Origin of the sequence: Tabrizicola sp. BL-A-41-H6 (genome assembly GCF_050632395.1) — a bacterium.
Classification (GTDB): Bacteria; Pseudomonadota; Alphaproteobacteria; order Rhodobacterales; family Rhodobacteraceae; genus JAUYQR01.
Genome location: NZ_CP192600.1, coordinates 3,514,066 through 3,537,896 on the forward strand (window position 1 = coordinate 3,514,066; position 23,831 = coordinate 3,537,896).

General features: G+C 64.6%; 24 protein-coding genes. 7 read left to right on the plus strand and 17 right to left on the minus strand.

Annotated features, from left to right (window positions below; genetic code table 11):
• Positions 1–2 precede the first annotated feature (2 nt).
• Genes ACROUL_RS17300 through ACROUL_RS17320 form a run of 5 tightly spaced genes read right to left on the minus strand, consistent with a single transcriptional unit; the run spans position 3 to position 4,384 of the window.
• On the minus strand, positions 3–731 hold the full coding sequence (locus ACROUL_RS17300) for an MBL fold metallo-hydrolase (RefSeq protein WP_431300678.1): 729 nt from the start codon (positions 729–731) through the stop codon (positions 3–5).
• Entirely contained in the window at positions 728–1,732 is a 1,005-nt protein-coding gene (locus tag ACROUL_RS17305; protein ID WP_431300679.1) for an ABC transporter ATP-binding protein, read from the minus strand. Before ACROUL_RS17305 ends, ACROUL_RS17300 begins: the two co-directional genes overlap by 4 nt.
• Complete coding sequence (locus ACROUL_RS17310; RefSeq protein ID WP_431300680.1) at positions 1,729–2,496, minus strand: ABC transporter permease; 768 nt, start codon at positions 2,494–2,496, stop codon at positions 1,729–1,731. Before ACROUL_RS17310 ends, ACROUL_RS17305 begins: the two co-directional genes overlap by 4 nt.
• A complete protein-coding gene (locus tag ACROUL_RS17315) occupies positions 2,493–3,347 on the minus strand; it encodes an ABC transporter permease (RefSeq protein WP_431300681.1) in 855 nt (284 codons plus the stop codon). The genes ACROUL_RS17310 and ACROUL_RS17315 overlap by 4 nt, the downstream gene beginning before the upstream one ends.
• Positions 3,344–4,384, minus strand: a complete 1,041-nt coding sequence (locus ACROUL_RS17320; protein ID WP_431300682.1) for a polyamine ABC transporter substrate-binding protein — start codon at positions 4,382–4,384, stop codon at positions 3,344–3,346. The genes ACROUL_RS17315 and ACROUL_RS17320 overlap by 4 nt, the downstream gene beginning before the upstream one ends.
• Before the next feature lie 110 nt (positions 4,385–4,494).
• Here ACROUL_RS17320 and ACROUL_RS17325 point away from each other — a divergent pair, with 110 nt between their 5' ends.
• Positions 4,495–5,109 (plus strand): TetR/AcrR family transcriptional regulator, encoded by a 615-nt coding sequence (locus tag ACROUL_RS17325; protein ID WP_431300683.1) that lies wholly within the window; start codon positions 4,495–4,497, stop codon positions 5,107–5,109.
• A 14-nt stretch (positions 5,110–5,123) separates the two neighbouring features.
• Here the strand turns inward: ACROUL_RS17325 and ACROUL_RS17330 are convergent, their stop codons facing one another.
• The 8 genes from ACROUL_RS17330 to ACROUL_RS17365 form a co-directional block, all read right to left on the minus strand.
• Positions 5,124–6,911 carry a dipeptide ABC transporter ATP-binding protein gene (locus ACROUL_RS17330; RefSeq protein WP_431300684.1) on the minus strand — a complete coding sequence of 596 codons (1,788 nt, stop codon included), beginning with the start codon at positions 6,909–6,911 and terminating at the stop codon, positions 5,124–5,126.
• On the minus strand, positions 6,908–7,867 hold the full coding sequence (locus tag ACROUL_RS17335; RefSeq protein ID WP_431300685.1) for an acetamidase/formamidase family protein: 960 nt from the start codon (positions 7,865–7,867) through the stop codon (positions 6,908–6,910). The genes ACROUL_RS17330 and ACROUL_RS17335 overlap by 4 nt, the downstream gene beginning before the upstream one ends.
• Positions 7,867–9,480, minus strand: coding sequence for an ABC transporter substrate-binding protein (locus ACROUL_RS17340; protein ID WP_431300686.1), 1,614 nt, complete (start codon positions 9,478–9,480; stop codon positions 7,867–7,869). The genes ACROUL_RS17335 and ACROUL_RS17340 overlap by 1 nt, the downstream gene beginning before the upstream one ends.
• A gap of 33 nt (positions 9,481–9,513) precedes the next feature.
• On the minus strand, positions 9,514–10,434 hold the full coding sequence (locus ACROUL_RS17345) for an ABC transporter permease (protein WP_431300687.1): 921 nt from the start codon (positions 10,432–10,434) through the stop codon (positions 9,514–9,516).
• Entirely contained in the window at positions 10,435–11,316 is an 882-nt protein-coding gene (locus tag ACROUL_RS17350; protein ID WP_431300688.1) for an ABC transporter permease, read from the minus strand. It abuts the gene before it with no gap.
• On the minus strand, positions 11,294–11,896 hold the full coding sequence (locus tag ACROUL_RS17355; protein ID WP_431300689.1) for an ANTAR domain-containing response regulator: 603 nt from the start codon (positions 11,894–11,896) through the stop codon (positions 11,294–11,296). Before ACROUL_RS17355 ends, ACROUL_RS17350 begins: the two co-directional genes overlap by 23 nt.
• Positions 11,893–12,978 carry a transporter substrate-binding protein gene (locus tag ACROUL_RS17360; RefSeq protein ID WP_431300690.1) on the minus strand — a complete coding sequence of 362 codons (1,086 nt, stop codon included), beginning with the start codon at positions 12,976–12,978 and terminating at the stop codon, positions 11,893–11,895. Before ACROUL_RS17360 ends, ACROUL_RS17355 begins: the two co-directional genes overlap by 4 nt.
• A gap of 220 nt (positions 12,979–13,198) precedes the next feature.
• Positions 13,199–13,720 (minus strand): GAF domain-containing protein, encoded by a 522-nt coding sequence (locus ACROUL_RS17365; protein WP_431300691.1) that lies wholly within the window; start codon positions 13,718–13,720, stop codon positions 13,199–13,201.
• 156 nt (positions 13,721–13,876) lie between these two features.
• Between ACROUL_RS17365 and ACROUL_RS17370 the strand changes: the two genes are divergently transcribed.
• From ACROUL_RS17370 to ACROUL_RS17380, 3 genes are read left to right on the plus strand one after another with little or no spacing between them, the layout of a single operon-like run.
• Positions 13,877–15,862, plus strand: coding sequence for a PP2C family protein-serine/threonine phosphatase (locus ACROUL_RS17370; RefSeq protein WP_431300692.1), 1,986 nt, complete (start codon positions 13,877–13,879; stop codon positions 15,860–15,862).
• A complete protein-coding gene (locus tag ACROUL_RS17375; protein ID WP_431300693.1) occupies positions 15,849–16,187 on the plus strand; it encodes an STAS domain-containing protein in 339 nt (112 codons plus the stop codon). Before ACROUL_RS17370 ends, ACROUL_RS17375 begins: the two co-directional genes overlap by 14 nt.
• 18 nt (positions 16,188–16,205) lie before the next feature.
• A complete protein-coding gene (locus tag ACROUL_RS17380; protein WP_431300694.1) occupies positions 16,206–16,625 on the plus strand; it encodes an ATP-binding protein in 420 nt (139 codons plus the stop codon).
• 30 nt (positions 16,626–16,655) lie between these two features.
• Here ACROUL_RS17380 and ACROUL_RS17385 read toward each other — a convergent pair whose 3' ends face one another.
• The 4 genes from ACROUL_RS17385 to ACROUL_RS17400 all read right to left on the minus strand — a co-directional run bounded on the left by ACROUL_RS17385 (position 16,656) and on the right by ACROUL_RS17400 (position 20,649).
• A complete protein-coding gene (locus tag ACROUL_RS17385) occupies positions 16,656–17,054 on the minus strand; it encodes a hypothetical protein (RefSeq protein WP_431300695.1) in 399 nt (132 codons plus the stop codon).
• Positions 17,041–18,930 (minus strand): glycosyltransferase, encoded by a 1,890-nt coding sequence (locus tag ACROUL_RS17390; RefSeq protein WP_431300696.1) that lies wholly within the window; start codon positions 18,928–18,930, stop codon positions 17,041–17,043. The genes ACROUL_RS17385 and ACROUL_RS17390 overlap by 14 nt, the downstream gene beginning before the upstream one ends.
• 199 nt (positions 18,931–19,129) lie before the next feature.
• Entirely contained in the window at positions 19,130–20,017 is an 888-nt protein-coding gene (locus ACROUL_RS17395; protein ID WP_431300697.1) for a hypothetical protein, read from the minus strand.
• Positions 20,018–20,019: 2 nt separating this feature from the next.
• Positions 20,020–20,649, minus strand: coding sequence for a helix-turn-helix transcriptional regulator (locus ACROUL_RS17400; RefSeq protein WP_431300698.1), 630 nt, complete (start codon positions 20,647–20,649; stop codon positions 20,020–20,022).
• Between the two features lie 83 nt (positions 20,650–20,732).
• Between ACROUL_RS17400 and ACROUL_RS17405 the strand changes: the two genes are divergently transcribed.
• The 3 genes from ACROUL_RS17405 to ACROUL_RS17415 are packed head-to-tail and all read left to right on the plus strand — an operon-like array spanning position 20,733 to position 23,804.
• Positions 20,733–21,884 (plus strand): M20 metallopeptidase family protein, encoded by a 1,152-nt coding sequence (locus tag ACROUL_RS17405; RefSeq protein ID WP_431300699.1) that lies wholly within the window; start codon positions 20,733–20,735, stop codon positions 21,882–21,884.
• A gap of 7 nt (positions 21,885–21,891) precedes the next feature.
• Positions 21,892–22,857: an ornithine cyclodeaminase family protein gene (locus ACROUL_RS17410; protein WP_431300700.1), complete on the plus strand. Its 966-nt coding sequence runs from the start codon at positions 21,892–21,894 to the stop codon at positions 22,855–22,857.
• On the plus strand, positions 22,854–23,804 hold the full coding sequence (locus ACROUL_RS17415; protein WP_431300701.1) for a pyridoxal-phosphate dependent enzyme: 951 nt from the start codon (positions 22,854–22,856) through the stop codon (positions 23,802–23,804). The genes ACROUL_RS17410 and ACROUL_RS17415 overlap by 4 nt, the downstream gene beginning before the upstream one ends.
• The last annotated feature ends 27 nt before the right edge of the window (positions 23,805–23,831 follow it).

The following is a 23,831-nucleotide window of genomic DNA, read 5'->3' on the forward strand; positions in this document are numbered from 1 at the left end:
CGTCAGAGACCCTTTCCGCGAAGCCAGCCAAGGATGATCTCGCGGTGCCGGTCGCCGGAATAGCTGGGGAAATGGCCGCCGTGGACAATGCGGACCGGCAGGCGCAGCAGGCGTTCCATCGAGGCTGCGTACTGCGCCTGTTCGCGCGGGTCCGTGCTTTCGATCAGCTCGCCGTCATAGACGATGTCGCCGGAAAAAAGGATGCCCGTCGCGGATTCCCACAGCGCGATGCCGCCAGGGGAGTGGCCGGGGGTGTGGATCACTTCGAAATGTCGGTCGCCAAGGTCGATCACATCGCCATCCCACAAAAGCCGCGTCGCCGGGGCGGCGGGGACGGCGTAATGGGCCGAGGAATAGGGCGCTGGCGGCAGCGTGGTGAAGATGTCGTCGGTCACGTAAGTGTCGGCAAAGGTGTTCTCGCGGGTCGGCGCGCGCAGCAGATGCGCTTCGGCACCGTGGCAGGACCGGCAGGGAAATTCGTGGTGGCAGCCGATGTGGTCGAAGTGGGTGTGGCTTGCCACCGCCTCCAGCGGGCGTTCGGTGACGAGGGGGACGAGGTCGCGCAGAGAGACGACGCCCATGCCACTGTCGACCAGCATGTCGCGGTCGCGGCCCCGGACGTGCCAGACGTTGCAGCGGTAGAACTCGCGGATGTGGGGTTCGTCGATATGCGTGACGCCATCGTCCAGTTTGCGGGCGCGCCACCAATCGGCGGGGTTGGCGTGGATCATGGATCGGTTTCCAGAAGGACGTGGGACGTGGCGAAGAGCGGCAGTTCGGCGCCGGGGTCAAGACGGGTGGCTTGCGGCAGGTGTGCCGTCAGCACGAGGTCGGGTGCAGCGCAGGGGGAAAAGCGTGCGCGCTGGTAGCCGCCAAAGAACGCAAGGTCGATCAGGCGCGCGGGGCCAAGGGCAAGCGGGCCAGATGTGCTGATCGCTTCGGGCCGGATGACCAGCGTGCCGGTGCCGGAGAGGAGCGGGCCGAGTGGGGATTGACCGGCGATCAGAGGGATGCGGTTAACCTCGCCCATGAAGCTGGCGGTGAACAGGGTCTTGGGGCGCAGGTAAACATCGGCGGGGGGCCCTGCATCCTCGATCCGGCCGGCGTTCATCAGCACGATCCGGTCGGCTATCGCCATCGCCTCTTCCTGATCGTGGGTGACGTGGATGAAGGTTGTGCCAAGCTTGGCCTGGATCGCCTTCAATTCGTCCTGCATCTGGCGGCGCAGTTTCATGTCGAGCGCGCCGAGCGGCTCGTCGAGGAGCAGCACGTCGGGGTCGACAGCCAGCGCGCGGGCAAGGGCGACGCGCTGGCGCTGGCCACCCGACAGTTCGTGCGGGCGGCGGTCGCCGCGGCCTTGCAGGCCGACGAGGGCGAGCATTTCTTCCGCCTTGGCCACGCGGGCCTGCGCTGCGATGCCGCGCATCTTCAGCCCGAAGGCCACGTTGTCACGCAGCGTCATATGCGGGAAAAGCGCGTAGTCCTGAAACACGGTGGTGGTGGGGCGGTTCTTCGGCGGCACGCCCGCCATGTCACGCCCGCCGATCAGGACGCGGCCTTCGGTCGGTTCCGCAAAGCCGCCGATCAGGTTCAAAAGGGTGGTCTTGCCACAGCCCGAGGGGCCGAGGAGGACGATGAACTCGCCCGCCGCGATCTCGAGGCTGACGGCGTCAAGCGCGGTGGCGGTGCCGTAGCGCTGCGAGAGGCCTTGGATCGAGACGGCGGCGGTCATCGTGCCCTCCGGAAAATGGTGAGTTCGAGGGCGATCACGAGGCTGACCGAAACGAGGAAGACCAGCGAGCCGATGGCGTTGGTGGCGGGCGAAAGGCCAGAGCGGAGCATCGACCAGATCTCGACCGGGAGGGTCACGTCGAAGCGGGTGAGGAGGAAGGCGATGATGAATTCGTCCCAGGAGAAGGTGACGGAGAGGAAGAAGGCGGCGGCGAGGGCGGGCGCGAGCATCGGGGCCGAGACGTGCGCCAAGACCTGCCAGTCGGATGCGCCAAGATCGCGCGCTGCGCGTTCGGCATTGCGCTGCTGGTCGCCCATCGCGGCATATGTAATGGCGAAGCAGAGCGGCAGGTTGATGACGACATGGCCGATGCCTGCGGTCACAAGCGAAAGGCGGATGCCGGTCTGGTTGAACACCGTCAGAAGGCCGAGGGCGATGATGAGATAGCTGACCGTCATTGGCGCGATCAGGAGGCCGCGCATCACCACCGATCCGGGCAAGCGCACGCGGGCAAGTGCGTGGGCGGCGAGAAAGCCGAGGATGAGCGCGACGGTGGAGGAAAGCACCGCGACGCCAAGCGAGTTGACCAGCGCCGCCATCAGGTTGCGGTCGGACAGGACGGTTTCATACCAGCGCAGGCTGACGCCTTGCAGGGGCGGCACCGGCAGGCGGCCGTCCTGAAACGAGAAGGTCACCAGCACTGCGACCGGAAGGAAGATGAAGGCGTAAAGCGCGGCCATGTAGGCCCAGGTAAGCGCCCTCATAGCCGGTCCAATCGCAGCCAGCGGGCCGAGGCGGCGTAGGCAAGCGTGACCACCGCCATCAGGATCACCGACAGGGCCGAGGCGAGGGGGAAGTTCCCTGAACGGCCCAGTTGCAGCATGATGAGCTGCGGCAGCGTCAGCTCGTTGTTGCCGCCAAGGATTTGCGGGGTGATGTAGTCGCCGATGCAGAGGACGAAGGTCAAGAACGCGCCCGTCACCACGCCCGGCAGGGTCAGAGGCAGGATGACGTGGATGAAGGTTGCGATGCGGCCGGCTCCGAGGTCTTGGGCGGCGCGGGCGTAGTTGGGGGAAAGCTGGATCAGGTTGGCATAGATCGTCAGCGTCAGCAGCATGACGAAGAAATGAACAAAGCCGATGATGGTGGCCGTGCGGGTGGCGGCAATCTCCAGCGGTTCGGCGATGATGCCAGCCCAGAGGAGCGACTTGTTCACCACACCATTCTGGCCAAGGACCAGAAGCCACGAGTAAGACCGCACGACGTATGACGTCCAGAACGGCAGCACGGCCATTAGAAGGGCCAGCCGCTGCCAGCGCGGCGGCACGCGGAACGCGATGATCGCGGCCAACGGGTAGGCGAGGATCAGGGATACGACCGTCACGACGGCGGTGATTTCAAGCGAGGTCACAAGGGCCTTGAACAGCGTCCAGTCGGTGAAAAAGCGGACGTAATTGCCGGGGTCGAAGCCTGGAAGCACCTCGCGCCCATCCATGCGCGCGAAGGACAGGGCCAGCATCGCGACGAAGGGCAGCACGAAGAACGCGAGCGTCCAGAGGAGGGCCGGGGCGACAAGGCCCCAGCCCAGCCGGCGTTCGCGCGCGGCGAGGGTCACTGTTGCAACATCTCGGTCCACAGGTCTTGCATCGCGGTATCAAGCGCTGCGTCCGGGATCGGGTAAAGCTGCGCGCGGGCAAGGAATTCGGGCTGCTCGTCCCAGCGCAGGGTGGCCTTCTGTTCCGGCGTCAGCAGATCGCCGGTCTTGGAGTTGGCGGGCATCCCCCAGTAGCAGGACGAGGTTGCAAGCCGCGCCTGACCTTCCGGCGAGGTTATGTAGTTGACGAACTCAAGCGCCAGATCGGGCTGGGTTGTCCCCGCAACAACGCCGATCGACTGAGCCCAACGCAGGCCGCCCTGCTTGGGGATCGTCCAGTCGAGGTTGGGGTTGTCGGCCATCAGGACAGCCGTCACCCATTCGCCGCCGCCGACCATGATGTCGACCTCGCCCGTCGCAAGCGCAGTCTGGGCCGAAACCACATCGGCCACCTGTTTCGATGCTTTCTTCAGCGCGAACAGCGGTTCCTTCAGCGCAGCCAGCGTGTCGGCGGTGATGTCGGCAGTGGCTGTGCCCTGCCCTAGCGACAAAAGGCCAAGAACCGGCAGGTAGTAATCGTAGATCGCGATGCGCCCGTCATACTTGCCGGAGGTGAGTGTCGCCATGTCCGCCATGTCGGCCGGGTCAACCTTGGTCTTGTCGTAGGCGATGGTGTTGTAGCCAAACTTTTCGGTCACGGCATAGGTCTTGCCATCGACGGTGTTGTTTTCGGCCATCACCAGTTCGGGGAAGAAGTCTGCGGTGGCAAGCTTGTCGGCGGGCAGTTCGGCAAGGTGGCCTGCCTCGACCGCGCGGCGCACGTCAACGGCGTCGATCACCAGAACGTCCCAGTCGCCGGGCTGCGACTGGTCAAGGATCGTCAGGCCGGCGGCAGTGCCTTCGTATTCCTTGAGGTTGACCTTTACGCCGAACTTTTCCTCGAACGGTGCGATCAGGGCGGGGTCGGTGTGGTCACACCAGACCAGGGCGTTCAATTCCTGCGCGTAGCCGGGCGAGGCGAGCAGCAGCAGGGCAAGGGCGGTCAGGGGGCGGTTCATGCGGTGACTCCTGTTGTGGTGGGCCTCTGGCGGGCTGATGGAAAAGAATTGAGTTCGGCGATTTTTGAAGTCAATGTCAAAATTGTCATGGATTACGAAAACGGGCGGAAATGACCGGACTGAGAGCGCGGCACAAGGCGGATCGCACACGCCGCATGCAGGAAGCGGCGGCAGGGCTGTTCCGCGAGGCCGGCTATGGTGCCGCGCGGATGGAAGATATCGCGGCGGCGGCGGATGTGTCGGTCGGCACGCTTTACAACTACTTCGAGACCAAGGGCGATCTGCTGCTTGCCATCGTCTCGATGGAGGTAGAGGAGGTGCTGGGCGAAGGGGCGCTGGTGCTGGCCAACCCGCCCGCCGACCCGGTGGAGGCGCTGGATGCACTGATCGGGCGGTATTACGACCATTCGCTCGTCTATCTGTCGAAGGCCACCTGGCGCACGGCGATGGCGCTTTCCATCGAGGCGCCTGACACCCCGTTTTCGCAGCGCTATACCGAACTGGACCGGATGCTGACGGAACAGGTCTGCGACATGATCCGCGCACTGCAGCGTAGGGGCAAGCTGCGGGCCGATGTGGCGGCACCGGTGGTTGGCGAGGTGGTGTTCAACAACCTCAACCAGATGTTCATCGAGTTCGTGAAATCCGACAGCATGGATCTGGACACGTTGCGCGAAACCGTCCAGCGCCAGACGGCGCTGATCGTCGGGGCGATAGCACGCTGACGTCATGTCGGGCTTCAGCCCTGCCCAGGCAGCGCGCCGACCAGATGCCCATCGCCAATATCACGCAGTATCACACGAGGCGGTTCCTTGCCGGGCGGGTGCAGCGGGCTCGGGATTTCGCCGGCGATGCGGGCATAGGGCGGGCGCTTGGCGGCGGGATCGGGCAGCGGCACAGCCTCGATCAGACGGCGGGTATAGGGGTGCTGCGGGTTGCGGAATATCTGGGCGCGGGTGCCGAGTTCGACGATCTGGCCCAGATACATCACGGCAACCCGGTCGGAAATGCTGTCGACCACGGCCATGTCGTGGCTGATGAACAGGTAGGACATGTGAAATTCGGTTTGCAACGCGCGCAAAAGGTCAAGCACACGGGCCTGCACGCTGACGTCCAGCGCACTGACGCTTTCGTCGGCGATGATCAGATCGGGTTGCAGGGCCAGCGCGCGGGCGATGCAGATGCGCTGGCGCTGGCCGCCGGAAAATTCGTGCGGATAGCGCGAGAGGTGGTCGGGTTCAAGGCCGACACGCTGCATCAGGTCCGCGGCGTGGGCGGTGCGGGTTGTGGCGTCGCCGATGGCGTGGATCAGCAAGGGTTCCGCGATCAGGTCGCCAATGCGCATCCTTGGGTTCAGTGCGGCCATCGGGTCCTGAAACACCATCTGCACCTTGCAGCGGAGGGCTTTCAGGCCTTCTGTCGATTGGGTCGACAGGGTCTGCCCGGCGATCTCGATGCTGCCGCTGTGCGGGGCGAGGCCGACGAGGGCCTTGGCGATGGTCGACTTGCCGCAGCCGGATTCGCCGACTAGGGCGAAGGTCTCGCCCCGGCGGATGTCGAAGCTGACGTGTTCGACGGCATGCACGTTTTGCGTGACGCCGCCGAAAAGGCCGCCGCGCAGGGGATAGCGGACGACGACGTCGGACAGTCGGGCGACCGGTTCGCTGGTGACGGGCGGGCGAGCGGCGGCCTGCCCCATGCGCGGCACGGCGGCGAGGAGCGCGCGGGTGTAGTCTGCTTGGGGTTTGGCAAAGATGGTGGTGGTGGCAGCGGTTTCGACCTGCTTGCCCTGACGCATGACGATGACGCGGTCGGCCATCTCGGCGACGACGCCCATGTCGTGGGTGATGAGGATGATCGCGGTTCCAAGGTCGCGCTGCATGTCGCGGAGAAGGTCCAGCACTTCGCGCTGAACGGTCACGTCAAGGGCAGTTGTGGGTTCATCTGCGATCAGGACTTCGGGGCGCAGCGCCAGCGCCATCGCGATCATCACGCGCTGGCGCATACCGCCGGACAGTTCATGGGGATACTGGCGCATTCGCCGGTCGGGTTCCGACAGTCGGACGGCTTTCAACGCTTCTAGCGCGCGCTTCTGCGCTTCGGTACGGCTAACCGGATCGTGGGCGCGGATGGCCTCAGTCAATTGCGAGCCGACGGTCATCACCGGGTTGAGCGAGGTCATCGGCTCTTGAAAGATCATCGCGATGCGGTCGCCACGGATGGCGCGCAGGTCGGCTTCGGGAAGCGCGGTAAGGTTTTCGTCGCCAAGCATGACGCGGCCCCCGGTAACGCGGACGGCGGGGGGTGGCAGCAGGCCCATGATGGCCAGCGAGGTGATCGATTTGCCCGACCCGCTTTCGCCTGCGATGGCAAGGGTTTCGCCGCGGTTCAGCGTGAAGGACAGGTCCTCGACCAATGGCCTTAGGCCAGCTTCGGTACGAACCGATACGCATAGGCCTTCAATCCGCAGGACAAGGTCCGGGGCGATGATCGCCCCGGAAGTTTGCACGGCTTCCACAAGGGTCATTCGAAAACGACCCGGGGGAAGTAGAAGCTGACGACCCAGTTCGGCATGTCGACGATTTCCGAGATGCGAAGATCGCCGCAGACGGAGCAGAGCATGTAGGCGTCAACCGCCGAGATGCCCTGTTGCGCCTGCAAAAGGTCGATCATGTTCGACACAGCATCCTTCGCCGCGGTCATCAGGTCTGGCCCGATGCCCGTGGTCGCCTCATAGCCCTTGGCGTCCAGGTGCCGCGTCACCGGCCCCGGAGTGGTGAAACGCGGGGTCTTCAGCGGCTGGTTCTTCACCAGATCCAGCGTCAGGACCACGTTCATCGGGGATTCAATGGCCGTGCCGCACACCTCGCCGTCGCCCTGTGCGGCATGGGTGTCGCCCACGCTGAAAAGGGCGCCTTCCACCTCGACCGGCAGGTAAAGGGTCACGCCTGCCGTCAGGTCGCGGATATCAAGGTTGCCGCCTACCCTGCGCGGTGGGACGACGGAATGGTGACCGACCTCGGCCGGGGCGTTGCCGATGGTGCCGGAGAAAGGTTTCAACGGTACACGGGCGGATTTGCCCCAAAGTGCCGGTTCCATGCTGGCCGGGTCGTAGGACCACAGGCAAAGTGCGGGATCAGTGAACTGGTCGGCCAGCAGCCCGAAGCCGGGGATGTTCGCCGTCCAGCCAAAACCCTTGCCGTCGAACACCTTCGGCGCGAACCCTTCAAGCGTCACTTTCAGCACGTCGCCGGGCTTGGCCCCATCGACGAAGATCGGCCCCGACACCGGGTTGATTTTGCCAAAGTCGAGGTCAACGACGCTTTGCAGTGTCGACGACGGGCCAAGCTGGCCCGCCGAGGAATCGTGACAGTGGAACTCGATGGTCGAGCCAGGTGCGACGCGCAGCGCCGGGGGCAGGGAGTTGTCCCAGCCAAAGTGATGCTGCGCGCCGTGGATCGTGTAGTCGCAGGCCTTGCACATTACTGTTTGACCCAGACGTAGTCGTAGTTGACCGGGATCGAGACCGGATCGACGTAGAGCGCGTCTTCACCACCCATGCGCTCGGATTTCATCGTATAGCGCTCCTCGTTGAACACCGGAACCCAGGGCGCCTGTTCCATCACGGCCATGTAGACGTCGGACCATGCCTTCAACCGGTCCGCAGACTTGGCCGGATCGAACATGCTGTCGGCCGCGACGGCCTTGGCATCCAGACTTTCGTCACAGAACTTGGACCAGTTCCAGCCGCCCTCGCCCGCACCAGCGCAACCAAGGATTGGGCCGTAGAAGTTGGACGGATCGGGGAAGTCCGCGATCCAGGCCATGCCGCCGGACCAGATCATCGGGGCGGTGCCTGCGCCACCTGCTTCGATCACGTTGGCCTGGGCAAGGTTCTGGATGTTCGCCTTTATGCCGATGGCGGCAAGGTCCTGCTGGATGGCCTGCGCGATCCGCGGGTTCGGGTCGGTGTTCATCACGTAAAGATCGGTCTCGAAACCGTCAGCCAACCCTGCGTCGGCAAGCAGTTTCTTCGCGCCTTCAACGTCGTAGGGGTAACCGGCGTAGCCTTCGGTGTAGCCCGGCATCGATGGCGGCAGTGGCTGGGTCGCGGGAATGGCGCGGCCGTTGATGATCTGGGTGATACGGTCCTTGTTGATCGCCATGTTGACGGCCTTGCGCACCTCAAGCTTGTCGAAGGGCGGCGTCTTCACGTTCAGGGTGATGTAGCCGGTTTGCAACTGCCCACCTTGCACCACATGTTGGGCCTGCGCCGGATCAGCCATCACTTCCATGAACTTGGCGGGCGGGATGCCGTCGCCGGGGACGTCAACTTCGCCGTTCTGCAGGCGGAGGAGGGCCACAACCGGCTCTTGCCCGACCTCGAACACCACGCTGTCGAGGAACGGCACGCCCGGACGCCAGTAGTCGGCGTTCTTTTCGAACACAAGGCGCTGGCCCAGCGTCCATTCGGCCAGTTTGAACGCCCCGGTGCCGACAGGCTTCTTGCCGAAATCGGCGCCCGCCTCATCCACCGCTTCCTTCGGCACGACGGATGCAAAGTTCAGCGCCATGACGTGCAGGAAGGTCGCGTCGGGGCGCGACAGGGTGATCTTGACGGTCGTCGGATCGACGACCTCAACGCCCGACAGGCCGCCCGGACCTGCGGCTTCAAATCCTGCGATGGCACCAAAGAAGCCCGCACCCGGCGATTGCGTTTCCGGGTTGGTCACGCGGTCGAGCGAGTATTTCACATCTTCCGCAGTCATCTCGCGCCCGTTGTGGAACTTGACGCCGGGGCGCAGCTTGAAGGTGTAGGTCAGGCCGTCTTCGGAAATCTCGTAGCTTTCGGCAAGGCCGGGGCGCAGTTCGGTGGTGCCGGGAACATAGTCCATCAGGCTGTCGAACAGTGACTTGATCATCGACCAGTTCTGCCAGTCGTAGCCGATCGCGGGGTCAAGCGTGGCGACATCGTCCTTGTAGGTGATGGTGATTGTGCCGCCGGGCTTGGCCGCCGGATCGGGCGTGTAGTCCTGCGCGGCGGCGGGCAGCGCCAGCGCCAGCATGACGGCGGTGGAAGCGAGCAGTTTTTTCATTGCTTTTCTCCTGTTGGTTTCAGCGAAGGGGTATCAACGTAAGGTAATTCGGGGGTCGATCAGCGGGGCGATCAGGTCGGCCAGAAGGTTGCCGATGACGATGGCGAGGGCGGACACCAGCGTGACCCCCATGATGATCGGAATGTCGACGCGCTGGATCGCCTGCCAGGCCAGTTGGCCGATGCCGGGCCAGCCGAAGACGGATTCCACCACCACGATCCCGCCCATGAAGATGCCGATGTCGATGCCGATCATCGCAATCACTGGCAGGATTGCATTCGGCAGGGCATGGCGCAGGACGACGCGGGCGCGGCCCAGTCCCTTGGCGCGGGCGGTGCGGACATAGTCGGCGCGAAGGACGTCGATCATCGACGACCGCATCATCCGCGAATACCAGCCCGAGCCGAGAATGCCCAAGGTCACTGCGGGCAGGACCAAGTGCGCGAAGGTGCCGTAGCCGCCGATCGGGAACCAGCCCAGCTTTACGGCAAAGACATAAAGGAGGAGGAGGCTGACAACGAATTGCGGGGCCGAGACGGTGACGAAAGAAGTGGTCATCAGCACCTGATCGACCGCCCTGCCCCGCCATAGTGCGGCGATGATGCCCATCGTCACGCCAAGGATCAGTTCGCAGACGATGGCGCCCAGCATCAGAAGGAGCGTGGCAGGCAGTCGCGACCAGATCAGTTCGGCTACTTCGGTCTTTTGCAGATAGCTGCGGCCCATGTCGCCTTGCAAAAGGCCACCAAGGTAGCGGGCGTATTGCACGATGAAGGGCTTATCGAGGCCAAGCTGCTCGCGGATATTCTCCACCGTCGCAGCCGTGGCGGAGCGGCCGGCGATCTGGCGCACGGGGTCGGCGGGCAGCACGTAAAGGAGGAAGAAGGTGATGAAGCTGACGCCCAAAAGGATCAGCGCAGACTGGATCAGGCGGCGGATGAGATATGCAGCCAACTAGTCGCGCCCCCGTTGCGTGGGGTCAAGGACATCGCGCAGCGCGTCGCCGACAAGGTTGAAGGCCAGCGCCAGAAGGATGATCGCAGCACCGGGAATGAACACCAGCCACGGCGCGGTCTGAAAGTAGGTCTGGTTTTCAAAGATGATGTTGCCCCAGCTTGGCGTGGGTGGCTGCACACCGACGCCAAGGAACGAAAGCGTCGCTTCCAGCAGCACGGTCGTGGAGATGCCGAGCGTGCCCCAGACGATGATGGTGGGGATGAGATGCGGCAGGATGTGGCGGAACAGTATCCGGGATGTGCTGGCGCCCAACGTCCTCTCGGCGGCGATGAAGTCGCGCGTCGCAAGCGAGGTCGTCTCGGTGTAGATAACCCGCGCGGTCTGGACCCAGTTCACAAGCGCGATGACCAAGGCCACGATCCAGAGCGAGGGCTGGAAGATCGCGGCAAGGCAGATCGCAAGCAACAGGGCCGGAAAGGCCATCATCAGGTCGGTGAAGCGCATCAGGATCGCGCCGATCCAGCCCCGAAAGAACCCTGCAGTGATGCCGACCAGCGTGCCGATCAGAAGCGCGAGACCGTTGGCAACCACGCCGATCACCAGCGAGGTCTGCGCGCCGTAAAGAAGGCGGCTGAAAAGGTCGCGGCCAAGAAGGTCCGTGCCCAGCAGGAATTGCCCGCCGGGCGGCATGGGTGCGCCTTCAAGTGTCAGGCCGTCGAACATCTGGTCGTTCGGATCGAAGGGCGCAATCAACGGGGCGAAGGTCGCGCCGGCAACGACCAGTACGATCAACAGCAGGCCAAAGACCGCGAGCTTGCGCCGCATCAGGCGGGCAAAGGTGCCTTGTGGGGGGGCGCTAGCCGCGCTTAGATCGGTCATCGCCGCCTCCGTGGCTGGCGACAATACGCGCCGCGGCATCCTCGAAACTGATGCGCCAGGCCATCGCCATCTGGCGCAACTGGGCATAGGCCTCGGCGTCGCTCTTGCCGCGCGCGGCCAGCAGCGTCACCGCGCGCACCACGGTCTGCCGTTCCTCCAGCCGCCGCCGCAGATCGGCGATTTCGGCGGACAGCGCCTTTTGTGCGTCAAAGGCATCGCGGGCGATGAGAAGTGCGGAATAAGCGCCGTTGTCACCGACAGGCTTCAGCAACTGGGCATGGGCACCGGCCTTCAGCGACCATTCGATCCGGCCCGGCGCTTCGGACCCGATCAGGGCGATCATCGGGATCGGCGGCTGGCCTGCCTCCCACGGGAACATCCCGTCATGGCCCATGTCGGCGTCAAAGAAGATGTAGTCGGCGGCCAGCGCCTCCGGCCCCAGTTCGGGCCAGCTTTGCGTCACGGACAGGCCGATGGCCGTCAACTGCCGGGTCAGCGCCTGCACCGTGGGGTGGGGGCGGTGCAGGATGATCGCATGTGCGTGGCCAAGGTTCGGGATGCGGATGGTGCGGCGCTTCATGACACCACCCGCAGGGCCGGAGCCGGGACGAAGCGGCCGCGCGTAAGGTAGGGATCGCCCTCCACCGCCTCCAGCCGCTTGATCGGGTGGAAAGTGCCGTTCATGACCCGCGCTATCAGGACCGGCAGCACGGTGTGGTGGGTCTCGGGATCGACGATCCCCTTGCCACGGTCGCCCGCCAGAAGCTGCGACAGGGGCAGTTCTTCGGCCCCCTCGCGACCGGCAAGCAGCCGCGCTAGTTCCTTCACCGCTGAAAACGCCGCCGCCTCATGCGACGAGCCGAAATTGCCGGCGCCAGGCCAGCCCGGAATGCCGCGGAAATAGGGGCCAGCCGCCACAAGCCCCTCGGCGGCCTGCCCCAGCGCGGGCAACTCGCATTCGGTCAGGTTGCACGACAGGACCGGACAGTTTTGCGGGCGGAAATGCGCGTCCTCCTGCCCCAGCGCGCGGTAGGCGGCCATGAATTCGTAAGACGACGGCCCGATAAGCGAGTTCAGGATGAAACCGGGGCGGGCAAAGCGTACCTCGTCGATCATCCGGCCCACATCGCGCGAACCGATCGGCAGGTAGCGTTCGCCAAGCACCTCGCCTCCGGCAGAGGTGATCCGTTCGCGGGCAAGGCGGTTCATCTCCCAGCCCCAGATGTAGTTCGACCCGGCAAGGAAGGCGCGGCGGCCATGCGACTGCATCACCCAATCAAGCAGCGGCAAAAGATGCTGGTTCGGGCAGGCATGGGTGTAAACGACGTGGTCAGATGCCTCGAAGCCTTCATAGGGCACGGCGTACCAAAGCGTGCCGCCGAATTTCTCGACCGTCGGGATCACTTCCTTGCGGCTCCAGGACGTGACGCAACCAAGGACATGGCGCGCGCCGGTATCGCGCAGGATCTCTTCGCAGAGCGGGCCGTAGGCATCGACGTTGCCGCCAGGATCGCGTTCCACCGGCAGAAAGGTAACATCAAGCGCGGGGTCGGCATTCACCATGGCAATCGCCGCCAGCGCCCCGGACCGGCACGCTTCGGAGATCAGCGAATAGCTACCCGAGCGTGAATAGAGCAAGCCAAGTTCGATCCGTCGCTTCACGCCTTTGCCCCCGAGAACGCAAAGACCTTGCCGCAGACCATCCGTAGAGGTCTGCGGCAAGGCCCTGATGCCGTCCGACGATTTGCCGATTTGTGTAATGAAGCCTATGCGTCAGGCCGCCCGGGTCAAGGGCTTGCCTGCAGAAATGAGCCCGTTGCCGCAACAAACGGCTAATTTATGGGCAGAACCGCCCCTCACGGGCGGAGGGCTTTGCTGACCTTCAGCCGTGGGCGCCAGTTTTGGAATCGATTTCAAACCAGTGACTGGCAATCGTGCTGACCGCGCGCCCTGCCATTTCCCGAAGCTCGGCCCGGTCGCCGGGCGTAAAGTCGCGGGGTTGGGAATGCAGCAGGCAAAGCGCCCCGAAACGGATGCCCTTTTGAAAGACCAAGGGCGCACCGGCGTAAAAGCGGATATGCGGCGGCGCGGTCACCAAGGGGTTCGCGGCAAATCTGGCGTCGGCGAGGGTGTCGGGAATGACGAAAACCTGGTCCTCCAGGATGGTGTAGTTGCAAAACGCAACATTGCGCGGGGCGTCGTCACCGTCGACGCCGGACTTGGCCTTGAACACCGCGAGATCGGTGTCGATCAGCGTGACCGCGGCAATATCAACGCCGAAATGCAGCTTGGCCTCGGCCGTCAGGGCATCGAGAATCGGCAGGCCGGGGCCGCCGACAAGGCCGCTTGCATGCAGCACGCGCAAGCGTTCGCGTTCATTCGGGCCCAAGGGAAAATTCGTCACACGCGCACCTTTTGCGATAGTACTACAGGGCGACGTATATCCTAAAAGTTGTGCTCTTCAACCCGAACAATATTAACGATTGTGTCCGTTTTTCCATGCTTTTGACATGTTTACGGACGAAAGGTTAACGCCCTTCAACGCCCCGGACCCCCCCGAATGCGCCTGACGACGATCCGCTCCACCCTGTTCACTCTCATAGGGTCGCTAGGTGCCGTCATCCTCGTTCTGGTGGCGCTGCAGCTGATCGAGCTCAATACGCTGCGTCAGAGGGCGAACGGCCAGTTCGAGGCCAATCTCTCACGGAACGAACTCGCGCTCTCCGCCCTTGCCCTGGCCCGCGAACGCAACGCCTTTTACCTTGCGCTGACGTTGGGCAGGCCAGTCAATCAGGCGACAATATTCGAAGTTGACCGGAGGTTGGCCGTGATGCTCCGCGCGGTCGACCGGATCAAGCTGCGGGACGATGACGAAAACCAAGCCGTTCTGACGGTACTGTCCGATCGGCTGCCTTCGCTGCGGCAGGCCGCGCGGGACGCACTGGCGCTTCCGGTCCATTCCGAGGCGCGTCAGGCTGCCGCAGACCGCTGGTTCGAGACGGTGTCGGAAAGTGTGGCAGACCTGTTGGCCTACCGCATCTACCTTCTGAGCCAGAGCGACAGCATCAGCCCACATCTGTTCGGGCTTTACTACTTGCGCACCAACACGCTGACCTTGCTGGACGAGCTCATGAGGGACGCCGCGCTGTTGGAGGTCACGGCGGCGCGGCAGGTCGCGATGGGCACCTCGGACGAGATGCGCGCCCGCCGCCCGGCAACCTCGCTTGTGGTCAAGGCCGCGTCCGAGGTAGCCCGGTCGGTCGACCCTTTTCAGGAATTGCTGGGATCGCTGGGCAATCAGGGGCTTGGCCCCGGCCTGAGGGGGTTCGACGCCGATGCCTACACCCTTGCCGAGCAGGAGCTTCATGTCGCCCTTGCGTCGGGCCAGGGCGTCGAAGAGGCGCGCGCCCATTGGCGGCGCGTATCGCAGGCCGCGATTCTGCAATTGGACGAATTGCAGGGCGCAACGTTCCGGCTGACGCAGAATGCCGTGGCGACATTGGCGCAGACAGCGCGACGATCAATTCTGGTCTGGTCGCTGGTGCTTTACGTGTCGGGCGCGTTGGTGGCGATTTCCGCGCGCGTGCTGCTGGAGTGGGTGGTCGCGCCACTGGAACGAATGCGCGCCGCGATGCTGCAACTTGCCCTCGACAACATCGACGTACCCCTGCCAAAGCAAAGCGGCCTGCGCGAAATTGACGCGATGGATGACGCGCTGCGGGCATTCAAGGCAAATGCAACGCTGCGCCACGCGCTGCAAAGCGAGCGCCTGAAGCTGCATGGCCGATTGGAGGAAACCTACGGTCACCTGAAGACCGATCTGGAAGCGGCGGCAGTGATCCAGGCGTCGCTCCTGCCGCAGCAGGCGCAGCTTGGGAACATCTCGCTGTCATCCTATTTCCGGCCGTCGCATTTCCTTGCGGGCGATACCTTCGACGTTCTGCAACAGCCAGATGGTCGCGTGATCGTGTTCCAGATTGACGTGGCCGGGCATGGTGCCGCAGCGGCGCTGGTGTCGGTGGCGTCGAAATACACGGTCGCGCAGGCGATCCTGCAGCGCAGGCCCGGTGCCGACCTTGCCGAGCTGACCGCCGAGATCAACCGCGAATGGCCAAGCGACCTGCCCTATTTCACGTTGGTTCTGGCCGAGATCGACCCCGCCGCAGGGTGCGGCGTGCTGGTGCAGGCGGGCCATCCCTCGCCCATGCTGTTGCAGGCGTCGGGCGGGTTGACCGTGCTGGGCAGCGGGGGGCTGCCGGTGGGAGTCCTGCCACATGCCACTTATGACGCGGTTCCGTTCGCCTTTGGCCCCGGCGACAGGCTGCTGATCGCGACCGACGGCGTGCACGAGATGGCGGATGCGCGGGGCGAGCTGTTCTCCGAGGAAAGGGTGCAGGACCTGATCCGCGCCTCGGGGCACCGGACGACGGAACGGATCCTGACGGATCTGGACACGGCCCTGCGCGACTGGCGCGGCAACGACACTTTGGACGACGACGTAACTATCGTCATATTGGAAGGGACACAGGCAAATGAACATCGTTGAGGAAATGAACGGGGATCTGTTGATCCTGAAAATGCGGGACGCCCGGCTTGATGCGAGCACCGCCCCCGCCCTGCGCGAGGCGCTGATCGAGCGGATCGCGAAAGGCCAGCAATCCATCATCCTGGATCTGGGCGAGGTCGGCTTCATGGACAGCTCGGCACTTGGCGCGCTGATCGCGGCGGTCAAGAAACTGGGGCCGTTGGGCACGATTGCAGTGGCCCAGATGCGCACGCCCGTGGCGCGGCTATTCTCGGTCACCAAGATGGACCGCGTGTTTTCCGTGAACGCGACGGTGAACGACGCCATCCGAAGCCTTGGCGCCTGACCGGTCCCCATCATGTCCATGACCAGATCCCTATCGATTGAACGCGAACTCGGGCAGATTGGCCCTGCGGCAGACAAGATGCGCGCGTGGCTGGATGACGTGCTTGACGAATACGGAGTGGCAAGTGTCGAGCTGTCGTTTGTCGAAGCACTGACCAATTCCATCCTGTACGGGCCAAGCGATTGCCCGAGCCCGATCGGCGTCTTTCTTGAAATTTCGGACACGCAGGTCGCGCTCGAAATCGAGGACGGTTCGCCGCCGATGCCGTCGCTGTTCGAGGGGGCCGGCGCGCAGCAACTGGACTTCGATCTTGATGACATCGAAAATCTTGACGAGGGCGGGCGCGGGCTATCGCTTATCGTGATCTCGATGGACGAGGTGAACTTCCGCAAGGTCGAGGATCATGTCCGGCTGCGGATGGTGCGTTACCGGAACTAAGGCAGCGTGCGGGGCGGCGAACGCGCCGCACTATGGACTGAAGGTCTGCCGTGCCAGGACCAGCACCGGATCCCACGCCGGGCCTGCCTCTGCGGCCTTGTCGATCAGGGCGAGGGCGCGGGTGCGGCCCGCCTCGCGGTCAAGCGAACCGGCCTTGACCGCGACCGACAGCGCCAACAGCAGCGAGGCGGCGGCCGTGGGATCGTCCGGTTCCGCAGTGACGCGCGCGGCGGCGGCGGCCAGCGCCCCGGTCGCGTCCGAGGCCAGCACGATGTCGCGCGGCACTTCGGTGTGCGTGCCTGCGACCGTGGCTGGCGGCGCGCCGATATCCAGCCGTTCAAGCTGGATGATGGTGGCGGTCGACGCCGCCAGCGCCACGATCCAGACGATCTGGCCTCGCGCACCGGCGAGCGCTTCATTTGCCTTCATGCTGCAGTCCTTTCATGACCGGCAGATCAAATTCAGGGTCTGGCCGCCACACCGCCGCGCGGATGATCGGCAAAAGCGACAGGACGTTGTTCACGCCCCAGACGGTGTTGGCAATCAGGCCGCCCGCGGAGTAATTGCCGCCGCCCGCCAGATACACGCCCCACGCCCAGCCAAGACCGGCCAGAGTAAGTGCGGCCAGCAGGATCTGCCACCTGACCAGATGCAGGAAGCGGCCCTCGCTGCGATCCTTGGGCGTCACCGGAAACGAGATTTTGCGGCCTCGCGCCACCGCCCAGAGAGCCTGCAGGTTCAGTGGGAACATCGCGATGTACCAGCGCCGCCCGGTCATGGTCTTGGCGCCCCAAAGCCCGGTCAGTTGGGCCAGTTCGTTCAGCAACAGGAACGGCACGATGTGCAGGAAGAAATCCATCGAATACGTGGCGACGGGCACCAGTCCGGTGAAAAGGAAGATGATCGGCCAGACAATGAACACCACGTTCCACAGCGCCGAAAGGTAGGAATAGAACGTCACGCCATACATCAGCTTTTGCGGCAGGGTCAGGCCCTTGCGAAAAAGCGGGTTGTCGGTGCGCAGGATATCCAGCGTGCCGCCTGCATATTTGAAGCGCTGGATCGTCCAGCTGAGCAGATCATTCGGTGACATCATCCGCGACACGACAACCGGGTGCATCACGGATTTCCAGCCGCGCTCGCGGTCCTGATGCAGCCGGATCGAGGTGTAGATATCCTCGGACACATGCAGCATGAAGGGCGTGAAATCCGTCGCCTGCGCGGTCGCCATCCGGTTTGCGGCGGCAAGTTCAGTGCTGACTGCCGCCTCTTTCGTCATTCGGCGAACCTTGCGGTCCTGGCGGCTTGCGGCCGCGTCCACGTCCGACGCCCAGTCGCGGATCGCGACCTCCATCAATGCCTCGCGGCGATGCACCGAGGCCGCACCGCAGCAGAAGGAGGCATTGGCCCAATTCCTGCGGCGCAGGATGAAATCGTAAAACAACTGCGGGTCGTTGCCGAACGGATCTTCACCAAACCGGACCGGGCCGATCAGCGCCTCGATCTTGCTGCCAATGGCACCGCCCAGCCGACCAAGCCTGCGCGCCAGCACCGCAGTCAGCGGCACGCCCGGCGGAATGTCCCAGAACCATTGCGGGGTCTGGACCCACGCCATCTGCGGATCGCGGAAGTAGCCAAGAGTTTCGGTCAGCAAGTTTTCAAACGGGATCGTATCCGCGTCACAGATCACCACGAAATCACCCGACGTGAGTGTCATCGCGTTGCGCAGGTTCCCGGCCTTGAAGCCGACGTTGTCCTGCCTTGTGATGTAGTTCGCCCCTTCCTCTGCCGCGACCACCGCCATTGCGGCGCGGCGGCCGTCATCCAGCACATGCACCCGGAGGTCGATCAGATGGGGATAGCTCAGCTGCCCTGCCGCCTTCAGACCCTTGCGCACGATTTCAGGGTCTTCGGTGTAGGTGGCGAAGAACACGTCGATCACTAGCGGCCGCGCCGGCGCACTGCCATCGTCACTTACATCGCGCAGCGTTCGCGGCAGTGCGCCCGGTTTGGGCGAGCGGTCAGTCCAGATGTTGATCGTGAACAGGATCAGGCCGATGAACGCGCCAGTCTCGGCAATTACCAGCGGAAGCGAGAACCAGAGTGCTGCCGTGTTCAGCGACTCGGTCCAGCGCCACAGCAGATACCACGCCCCGAACACAAGGCTGCTGGTGGCCAGAAACTGCCACACCGCCCGGTGCAGCGCAGAGTGGCGACTGATCTCCCAGGGTGCCTGACGGTCAAAGCGCGTTTCTGCTATACGGTTGTTATTGCTCGCTTCGTTTCGCGTATTGGTTGTATTCATGACCGGACATTGGGATCAATCCCACGACGAGTCCAGACCCTTCGGCTCCGGTTGCGCCCTCAGGGGTTGCCCTGAAAGGGTGCCCAGTTTCGGCATTCGGATCAGCAGGCACTAGTCCCAAAGGTCGACTCCGTCGGCCCGGGCCGGATCGCATTTCATCGAACCGGGGGGCTGAAGCCCGCACCCTCGCGACGGCCTGTCAGGATGCCGGCAGTGTCGTTGTCGCCATGACAAAACCCTCGTCGGAGGCTGCAAGTTCGACCATGATGCCGCCGATCTGCGACAGGTTTTCAACATGGGTGCCTCCGCAGGGCATCGAGACCTCGGTGCCGTTCAGGCGGGTGGCCCACAGGCGGCGGTCGTGCAGATAGCCTTCGCCGGGTGCCACCAGCACGGGCGCGGGGGTGTCAATCATCTGCCGCAGGGTCGCGATGATCGCGGCGGTGCGACCCGGCAGGTCGGCCAAAAACGCATCGCGGTCGAAGCCTTTCTTGCGCAGCGACTTGCCGATCCGGTAGCTGTCGACAGAGCCTTCCGGGGTGATGCGCGAACCAGCGACCGCCGCCTTGTCAAGGTTCGGCGCACCAAGGCTGTCGGCGTCGTCGGCCTTCTTGGTCCAGAACGCAGCAGCGGCCTGGTTCAGCACAAGCGCCGCCAGATGCACGCCGGTATGTTGCAGCGACAGGGCGCGGCGGTAGTCTGCATCGACGTGCAGCGTCACCGTGGCACCGGGCGAGACCTCTATCGAACCTTGCACCAGATGCAGCACGACGGCGTTGATTTCGGGATCGTTGCGCTTGACGGCAGTGGCGTCCTCGCCGGTGAAGATCATCCCCGTCACGCGGTTCAACAGGGCTTCGCGGCTGTCCTCCACCACCGTCTGCCGATTGTCGGCCAAGGTCACGGTGCCCCGGTCGCCGGGTTGATCGGGCCAGGTCAGGCTTTGCGGGTGAAACGGCGTGCGGTCGGTGACGATGACCATCCGGCCATCCATTTCGGTCACAAGCAAGACGCGCGCCGGGGCAACAACGGCGCCTGCGGCGAAGGAAGTGATCGTGCCCTCGGCCAGTTCGGTCTGCAATTGCATCGCTAGTCTTCCCTTGGTCTGGCGGTCTTGGCCGCGCGCAGATAGTTGTAGACGCTTGCCCGGCTCATCTGCAGCACGCGCGAGATATAGGCCGCCGCGTGCTTGCCGCCAAAGGCGCCGTCGCCGGCCAGTTCCAGCACCAGTTGGCGTTTCTGGTCACGGCTGAGGTCACCGATCGCAATGCCCTGACGGTTGGTCCAGGCGTGAACATACTGGTTGATCCGCTCGTGCCAGTCTTCCTTGAACAGCACGGCAGGCTGCTCCGTCTGCGGCACCCGCGTCAGGGCGCCAAGAAGGTCGATGGCGGCTTGCAACTGCGTCACATCAAGGTTGATACACAAGACCCCGATCGCCACGCCATCCCAACCGCGCAGCACGGCGCTGACCGATTTCACGCGACGGCCGTCGAAGTTTAGCTTGTCATAAGGGCCGATCAGCCCGACATCCGGCCGAAAGTCGATTTCGTGCAAAAGCGAAGGTTCGCCGACCTCGCGGCGGGAAAATGGGTTGGCGATATGAGCGACGGTTTCGGTCGCCAGATCATGCAGCACGACCTCGGCGTGCGGTTGCAGCAACAGCGCAATCGCATCACAGACGGCATGGAACGGGGCGAGCGGTGGTGCGGATTGCATCGGTTCGGCGTGGCTGCGGGCTTGCGGCAGTTATACGATGGTGTTTAATTTGGACAAGACATTCCACGCAACAAGGGGACGCCATGCTGCCTGAAAGCGCGCTTGACTGGTTGGTGTCGGTGCGACGCCACCTGCACCAATATCCCGAACTGTCCCGCGCCGAGGCGATGACGGCCGATTACATCGCGGCGCGGCTCGCAGAGCTTGGCCTTCCGTTCGAGGCGGGGATCGGCGGGCACGGGCTGGTCGCCACGGTGCGGGGGCGGCAGGGCGGGCCAGCCGTGGGCCTGCGCGCCGACATGGACGCGCTGGCGATCTCCGAGCGGACCGACCTGCCCTACGCCTCGCGCCATCCCGACGTCATGCATGCCTGCGGCCATGACGGGCACATGACGATCCTTCTGGGCGCGGCAATGATCCTGCAACAAGGTGATTTCGCGGGCGATGTGCATCTGGTGTTCCAGCCAGCGGAGGAGCGCTATGGCGGCGCGCGGATGATGCTGGACGACGGGATGCTGCAACGCTTTGCGATGCGGCAGATCTTCGGGCTGCACAACTGGCCCGGGGTGCCCGCAGGCACGGTCGTCGTGCATGACGGCCCGGTGATGGCAGGCACATCGGAATTCACCTTGCGCTTCACGGCGGCGGGCGGCCATGCCTCGACACCGCATCTGACCGGCGATCCCCTGCTGTCGGGCGGATATTTCATGACCGGCATCCAGCAGGCCGTGGCGCGATCGGTCGACCCATTGGAAAGCGCGGTCGTCACCGTGGGCAGCTTTCGCGGCGGGTTTGCCCAAAACATCATCCCGCAGGAAGCAGAGCTGACCGGCACCTTACGCGCCTTCCGGGGCGAGACGCTGCTGCACCTGCGCGCCCGGGTCGAGGCGGTGGCACAGGCTGCGGCGGCAATGGCGGGCTGCGACTGGTCGCTCGCCTTCGACGCGGCGCTGTGCAGCCCGGTGGTCAACACGCCGCACGAACGCGACACCATGCGGCAGGCCGCCAAGGCCGCCGGCCTGACGCTGGGCGGGCCGATGGCACCGTCGATGGGCGGCGATGATTTCGGCGATTTCCTGACCCAGATTCCCGGCGCCTATGCGTTCCTCGGCAATGGCGACCAAGGCCCCGAAACCGGCCTGCACCAGCCGAAATACGATTTCAACGATGCCGCGATCGGCCCCGGTGCTGCGCTACTGGCGCAATCGGCGCTGCTTGCCCTGGCCCAGTCCTGAGGACCATATGATCCAGCTTTCCCGCCCCCAGATCGAACGTCTCGTCGGCGTCGACCCCGCTGGCGCCGAAGCCGTGCGCGATGCCTATACCGCCATCAGCGACGGCCGCGCTAACGTGCCGCCAGTCGGCTATCTCGGGTTTCCCGAGGCGAACGGCGATTGCCACATAAAATATGGCCACATCGCCGGCGACGACGTTTTCTCCGTCAAGATCGCATCCGGCTTCTACGACAATCCGGCCCACGGCCTGCCGACAAGCACCGGGCTCGTGCTGGTGTTCTCGGCCCGCACCGGGCAGGTGCGGGCGCTCTTGGCCGACGAAGGCTATCTGACCGACCTGCGCACCGGGCTTGGCGGCGCGGTGGCGAGCATGGCGCTGTGCCGCCCCGGCGCGCGCCAGTTCCTGATCGTCGGCAGCGGCACGCAGGCCTATTGGGTGGCGCAGGCGCTGCACATGCTGGCACCAGAGGCGGATCTTACCGTCTGGGGCCGCAACCATCCCCGCGCAGCAGCTCTGGTGGAACGTCTGGCCGCAGTTGGCGTCACGGCAAAGCTGGCACCCGATCTGGAAGCCGCCTGCCGCATGGCAGAGGTGATCGTGACCGCCACGCCCGCAAGCACCCCGTTGGTCCAATCTGCCTGGGTGCAGCCGGGGTGCCACATCACCGCCATTGGCGCCGACAGCCCCGGCAAGCAGGAGCTGGAGACTGCCCTCGTGGCGCGGGCCGACCTGCGGGTTGCCGACATGCTGAGCCAAAGTCTGGACCACGGCGAGTTTGCATCGGCGCGGGCGGCGGGGCTGATCAGCCCCGCCGACTGCGCCGAACTTGGCGCGGTGCTGGGCGGTGCTGTGCCGGGCCGCAGATCACCGGACGATATCACCATCGCCGATCTGACCGGGGTTGCGACGCAGGATATCGCTATGGCGCGTCTGGTGCTGCGACGCGCAACCAACGAAGGAACAGCACCATGAACGCCATCGTCACCGCTTCGGCCGCGCGGTCAGTGCAGGCCCGCCGCCGCATCCGGACACACATCTATGAAACGCCGCTGATCCCGGCCCGCAACGGCCACGGCGGCACGCTGTTGTTCAAGGCCGAGAATTTCCAGCTGACCGGTTCGTTCAAGATCCGGGGCGCGGCTTCGGTGATGACCGCCGCCGCGTCGGACCAGCCGATGATCACCGCCTCGTCCGGCAACCACGGCATCGGCGCGGCGCTCGCGGCGCAGTCGCTTGGCCGCAAGCTGACCGTCGTGCTGCCCGAAAGCGTGGTGCCGGAAAAGCTGGCGAAGATCCGCTCCTACGGAGTTGAGGTGGTGCTGCACGGCGCGGAAACCGGGCTGGCGGAACAGCACGCCCAGCACCTCGCCCGGACCACGGGCGCGCGCTATGTGTCGCCGTACAACGACGCCGACGTGATCGCGGGGCAAGGCACGATCGGGCTGGAACTCCTCGATCAGGCAGCGCAGATCGACACCGTGTTCATCGCGATGGGCGGCGGCGGGCTGGTCAGCGGCATCGGCGCCGTGCTGAAGGCGTTCAGCCCCGCCACCCGCATCATCGGCGCCGCCGCCGAGGCCTCGCAGGCACTGGCGCTGTCGATGGCGGCGGGGCGGGTGGTCGATTGCAGCCATGACGACACGCTGGCCGATGCGGTCGCGGGGGGGATCGACACAGACACCCTGACACTGCCGCTGGCAACCGCCGTGATCGACGAGGTGGTGACCTGCAGCGAGGCCGAGATCCTTGCGGCCCTCCGCCTTCTTGCGCATGAGGAACATATGCTCGTCGAAGGCGCCGCTGCGCTGGCCTTGGCGGCCTGCCTCAAGCTGGGCGGTGCGGGTGCGGGCAAGACCAGTGTGGTCCTTCTTTGCGGTGGCAATTTCGATGGCGCACGGCTGCGCGCGCTGGTCGTCTGAGCGGCCCTGCGCGCCGGGCAAAGACGC

Excerpts from the sequence above, each read along its gene's own strand:
- ACROUL_RS17300 (WP_431300678.1), bottom strand. The coding sequence starts at position 731 with ATGATCCACGCCAACCCCGCCGATTGGTGGCGCGCCCGCAAACTGGAC.
- ACROUL_RS17325 (WP_431300683.1), top strand. The coding sequence starts at position 4,495 with ATGACCGGACTGAGAGCGCGGCACAAGGCGGATCGCACACGCCGCATG.
- ACROUL_RS17335 (WP_431300685.1), bottom strand. The coding sequence starts at position 7,867 with ATGTGCAAGGCCTGCGACTACACGATCCACGGCGCGCAGCATCACTTT.
- ACROUL_RS17305 (WP_431300679.1), bottom strand. The coding sequence starts at position 1,732 with ATGACCGCCGCCGTCTCGATCCAAGGCCTCTCGCAGCGCTACGGCACC.
- ACROUL_RS17390 (WP_431300696.1), bottom strand. The coding sequence starts at position 18,930 with ATGAATACAACCAATACGCGAAACGAAGCGAGCAATAACAACCGTATA.
- ACROUL_RS17350 (WP_431300688.1), bottom strand. The coding sequence starts at position 11,316 with ATGACCGATCTAAGCGCGGCTAGCGCCCCCCCACAAGGCACCTTTGCC.
- ACROUL_RS17310 (WP_431300680.1), bottom strand. The coding sequence starts at position 2,496 with ATGAGGGCGCTTACCTGGGCCTACATGGCCGCGCTTTACGCCTTCATC.
- ACROUL_RS17320 (WP_431300682.1), bottom strand. The coding sequence starts at position 4,384 with ATGAACCGCCCCCTGACCGCCCTTGCCCTGCTGCTGCTCGCCTCGCCC.
- ACROUL_RS17405 (WP_431300699.1), top strand. The coding sequence starts at position 20,733 with ATGCTGCCTGAAAGCGCGCTTGACTGGTTGGTGTCGGTGCGACGCCAC.
- ACROUL_RS17380 (WP_431300694.1), top strand. The coding sequence starts at position 16,206 with ATGACCAGATCCCTATCGATTGAACGCGAACTCGGGCAGATTGGCCCT.
- ACROUL_RS17415 (WP_431300701.1), top strand. The coding sequence starts at position 22,854 with ATGAACGCCATCGTCACCGCTTCGGCCGCGCGGTCAGTGCAGGCCCGC.
- ACROUL_RS17385 (WP_431300695.1), bottom strand. The coding sequence starts at position 17,054 with ATGAAGGCAAATGAAGCGCTCGCCGGTGCGCGAGGCCAGATCGTCTGG.
- ACROUL_RS17340 (WP_431300686.1), bottom strand. The coding sequence starts at position 9,480 with ATGAAAAAACTGCTCGCTTCCACCGCCGTCATGCTGGCGCTGGCGCTG.
- ACROUL_RS17355 (WP_431300689.1), bottom strand. The coding sequence starts at position 11,896 with ATGAAGCGCCGCACCATCCGCATCCCGAACCTTGGCCACGCACATGCG.
- ACROUL_RS17375 (WP_431300693.1), top strand. The coding sequence starts at position 15,849 with ATGAACATCGTTGAGGAAATGAACGGGGATCTGTTGATCCTGAAAATG.
- ACROUL_RS17400 (WP_431300698.1), bottom strand. The coding sequence starts at position 20,649 with ATGCAATCCGCACCACCGCTCGCCCCGTTCCATGCCGTCTGTGATGCG.
- ACROUL_RS17330 (WP_431300684.1), bottom strand. The coding sequence starts at position 6,911 with ATGACCCTTGTGGAAGCCGTGCAAACTTCCGGGGCGATCATCGCCCCG.
- ACROUL_RS17395 (WP_431300697.1), bottom strand. The coding sequence starts at position 20,017 with ATGCAATTGCAGACCGAACTGGCCGAGGGCACGATCACTTCCTTCGCC.
- ACROUL_RS17410 (WP_431300700.1), top strand. The coding sequence starts at position 21,892 with ATGATCCAGCTTTCCCGCCCCCAGATCGAACGTCTCGTCGGCGTCGAC.
- ACROUL_RS17370 (WP_431300692.1), top strand. The coding sequence starts at position 13,877 with ATGCGCCTGACGACGATCCGCTCCACCCTGTTCACTCTCATAGGGTCG.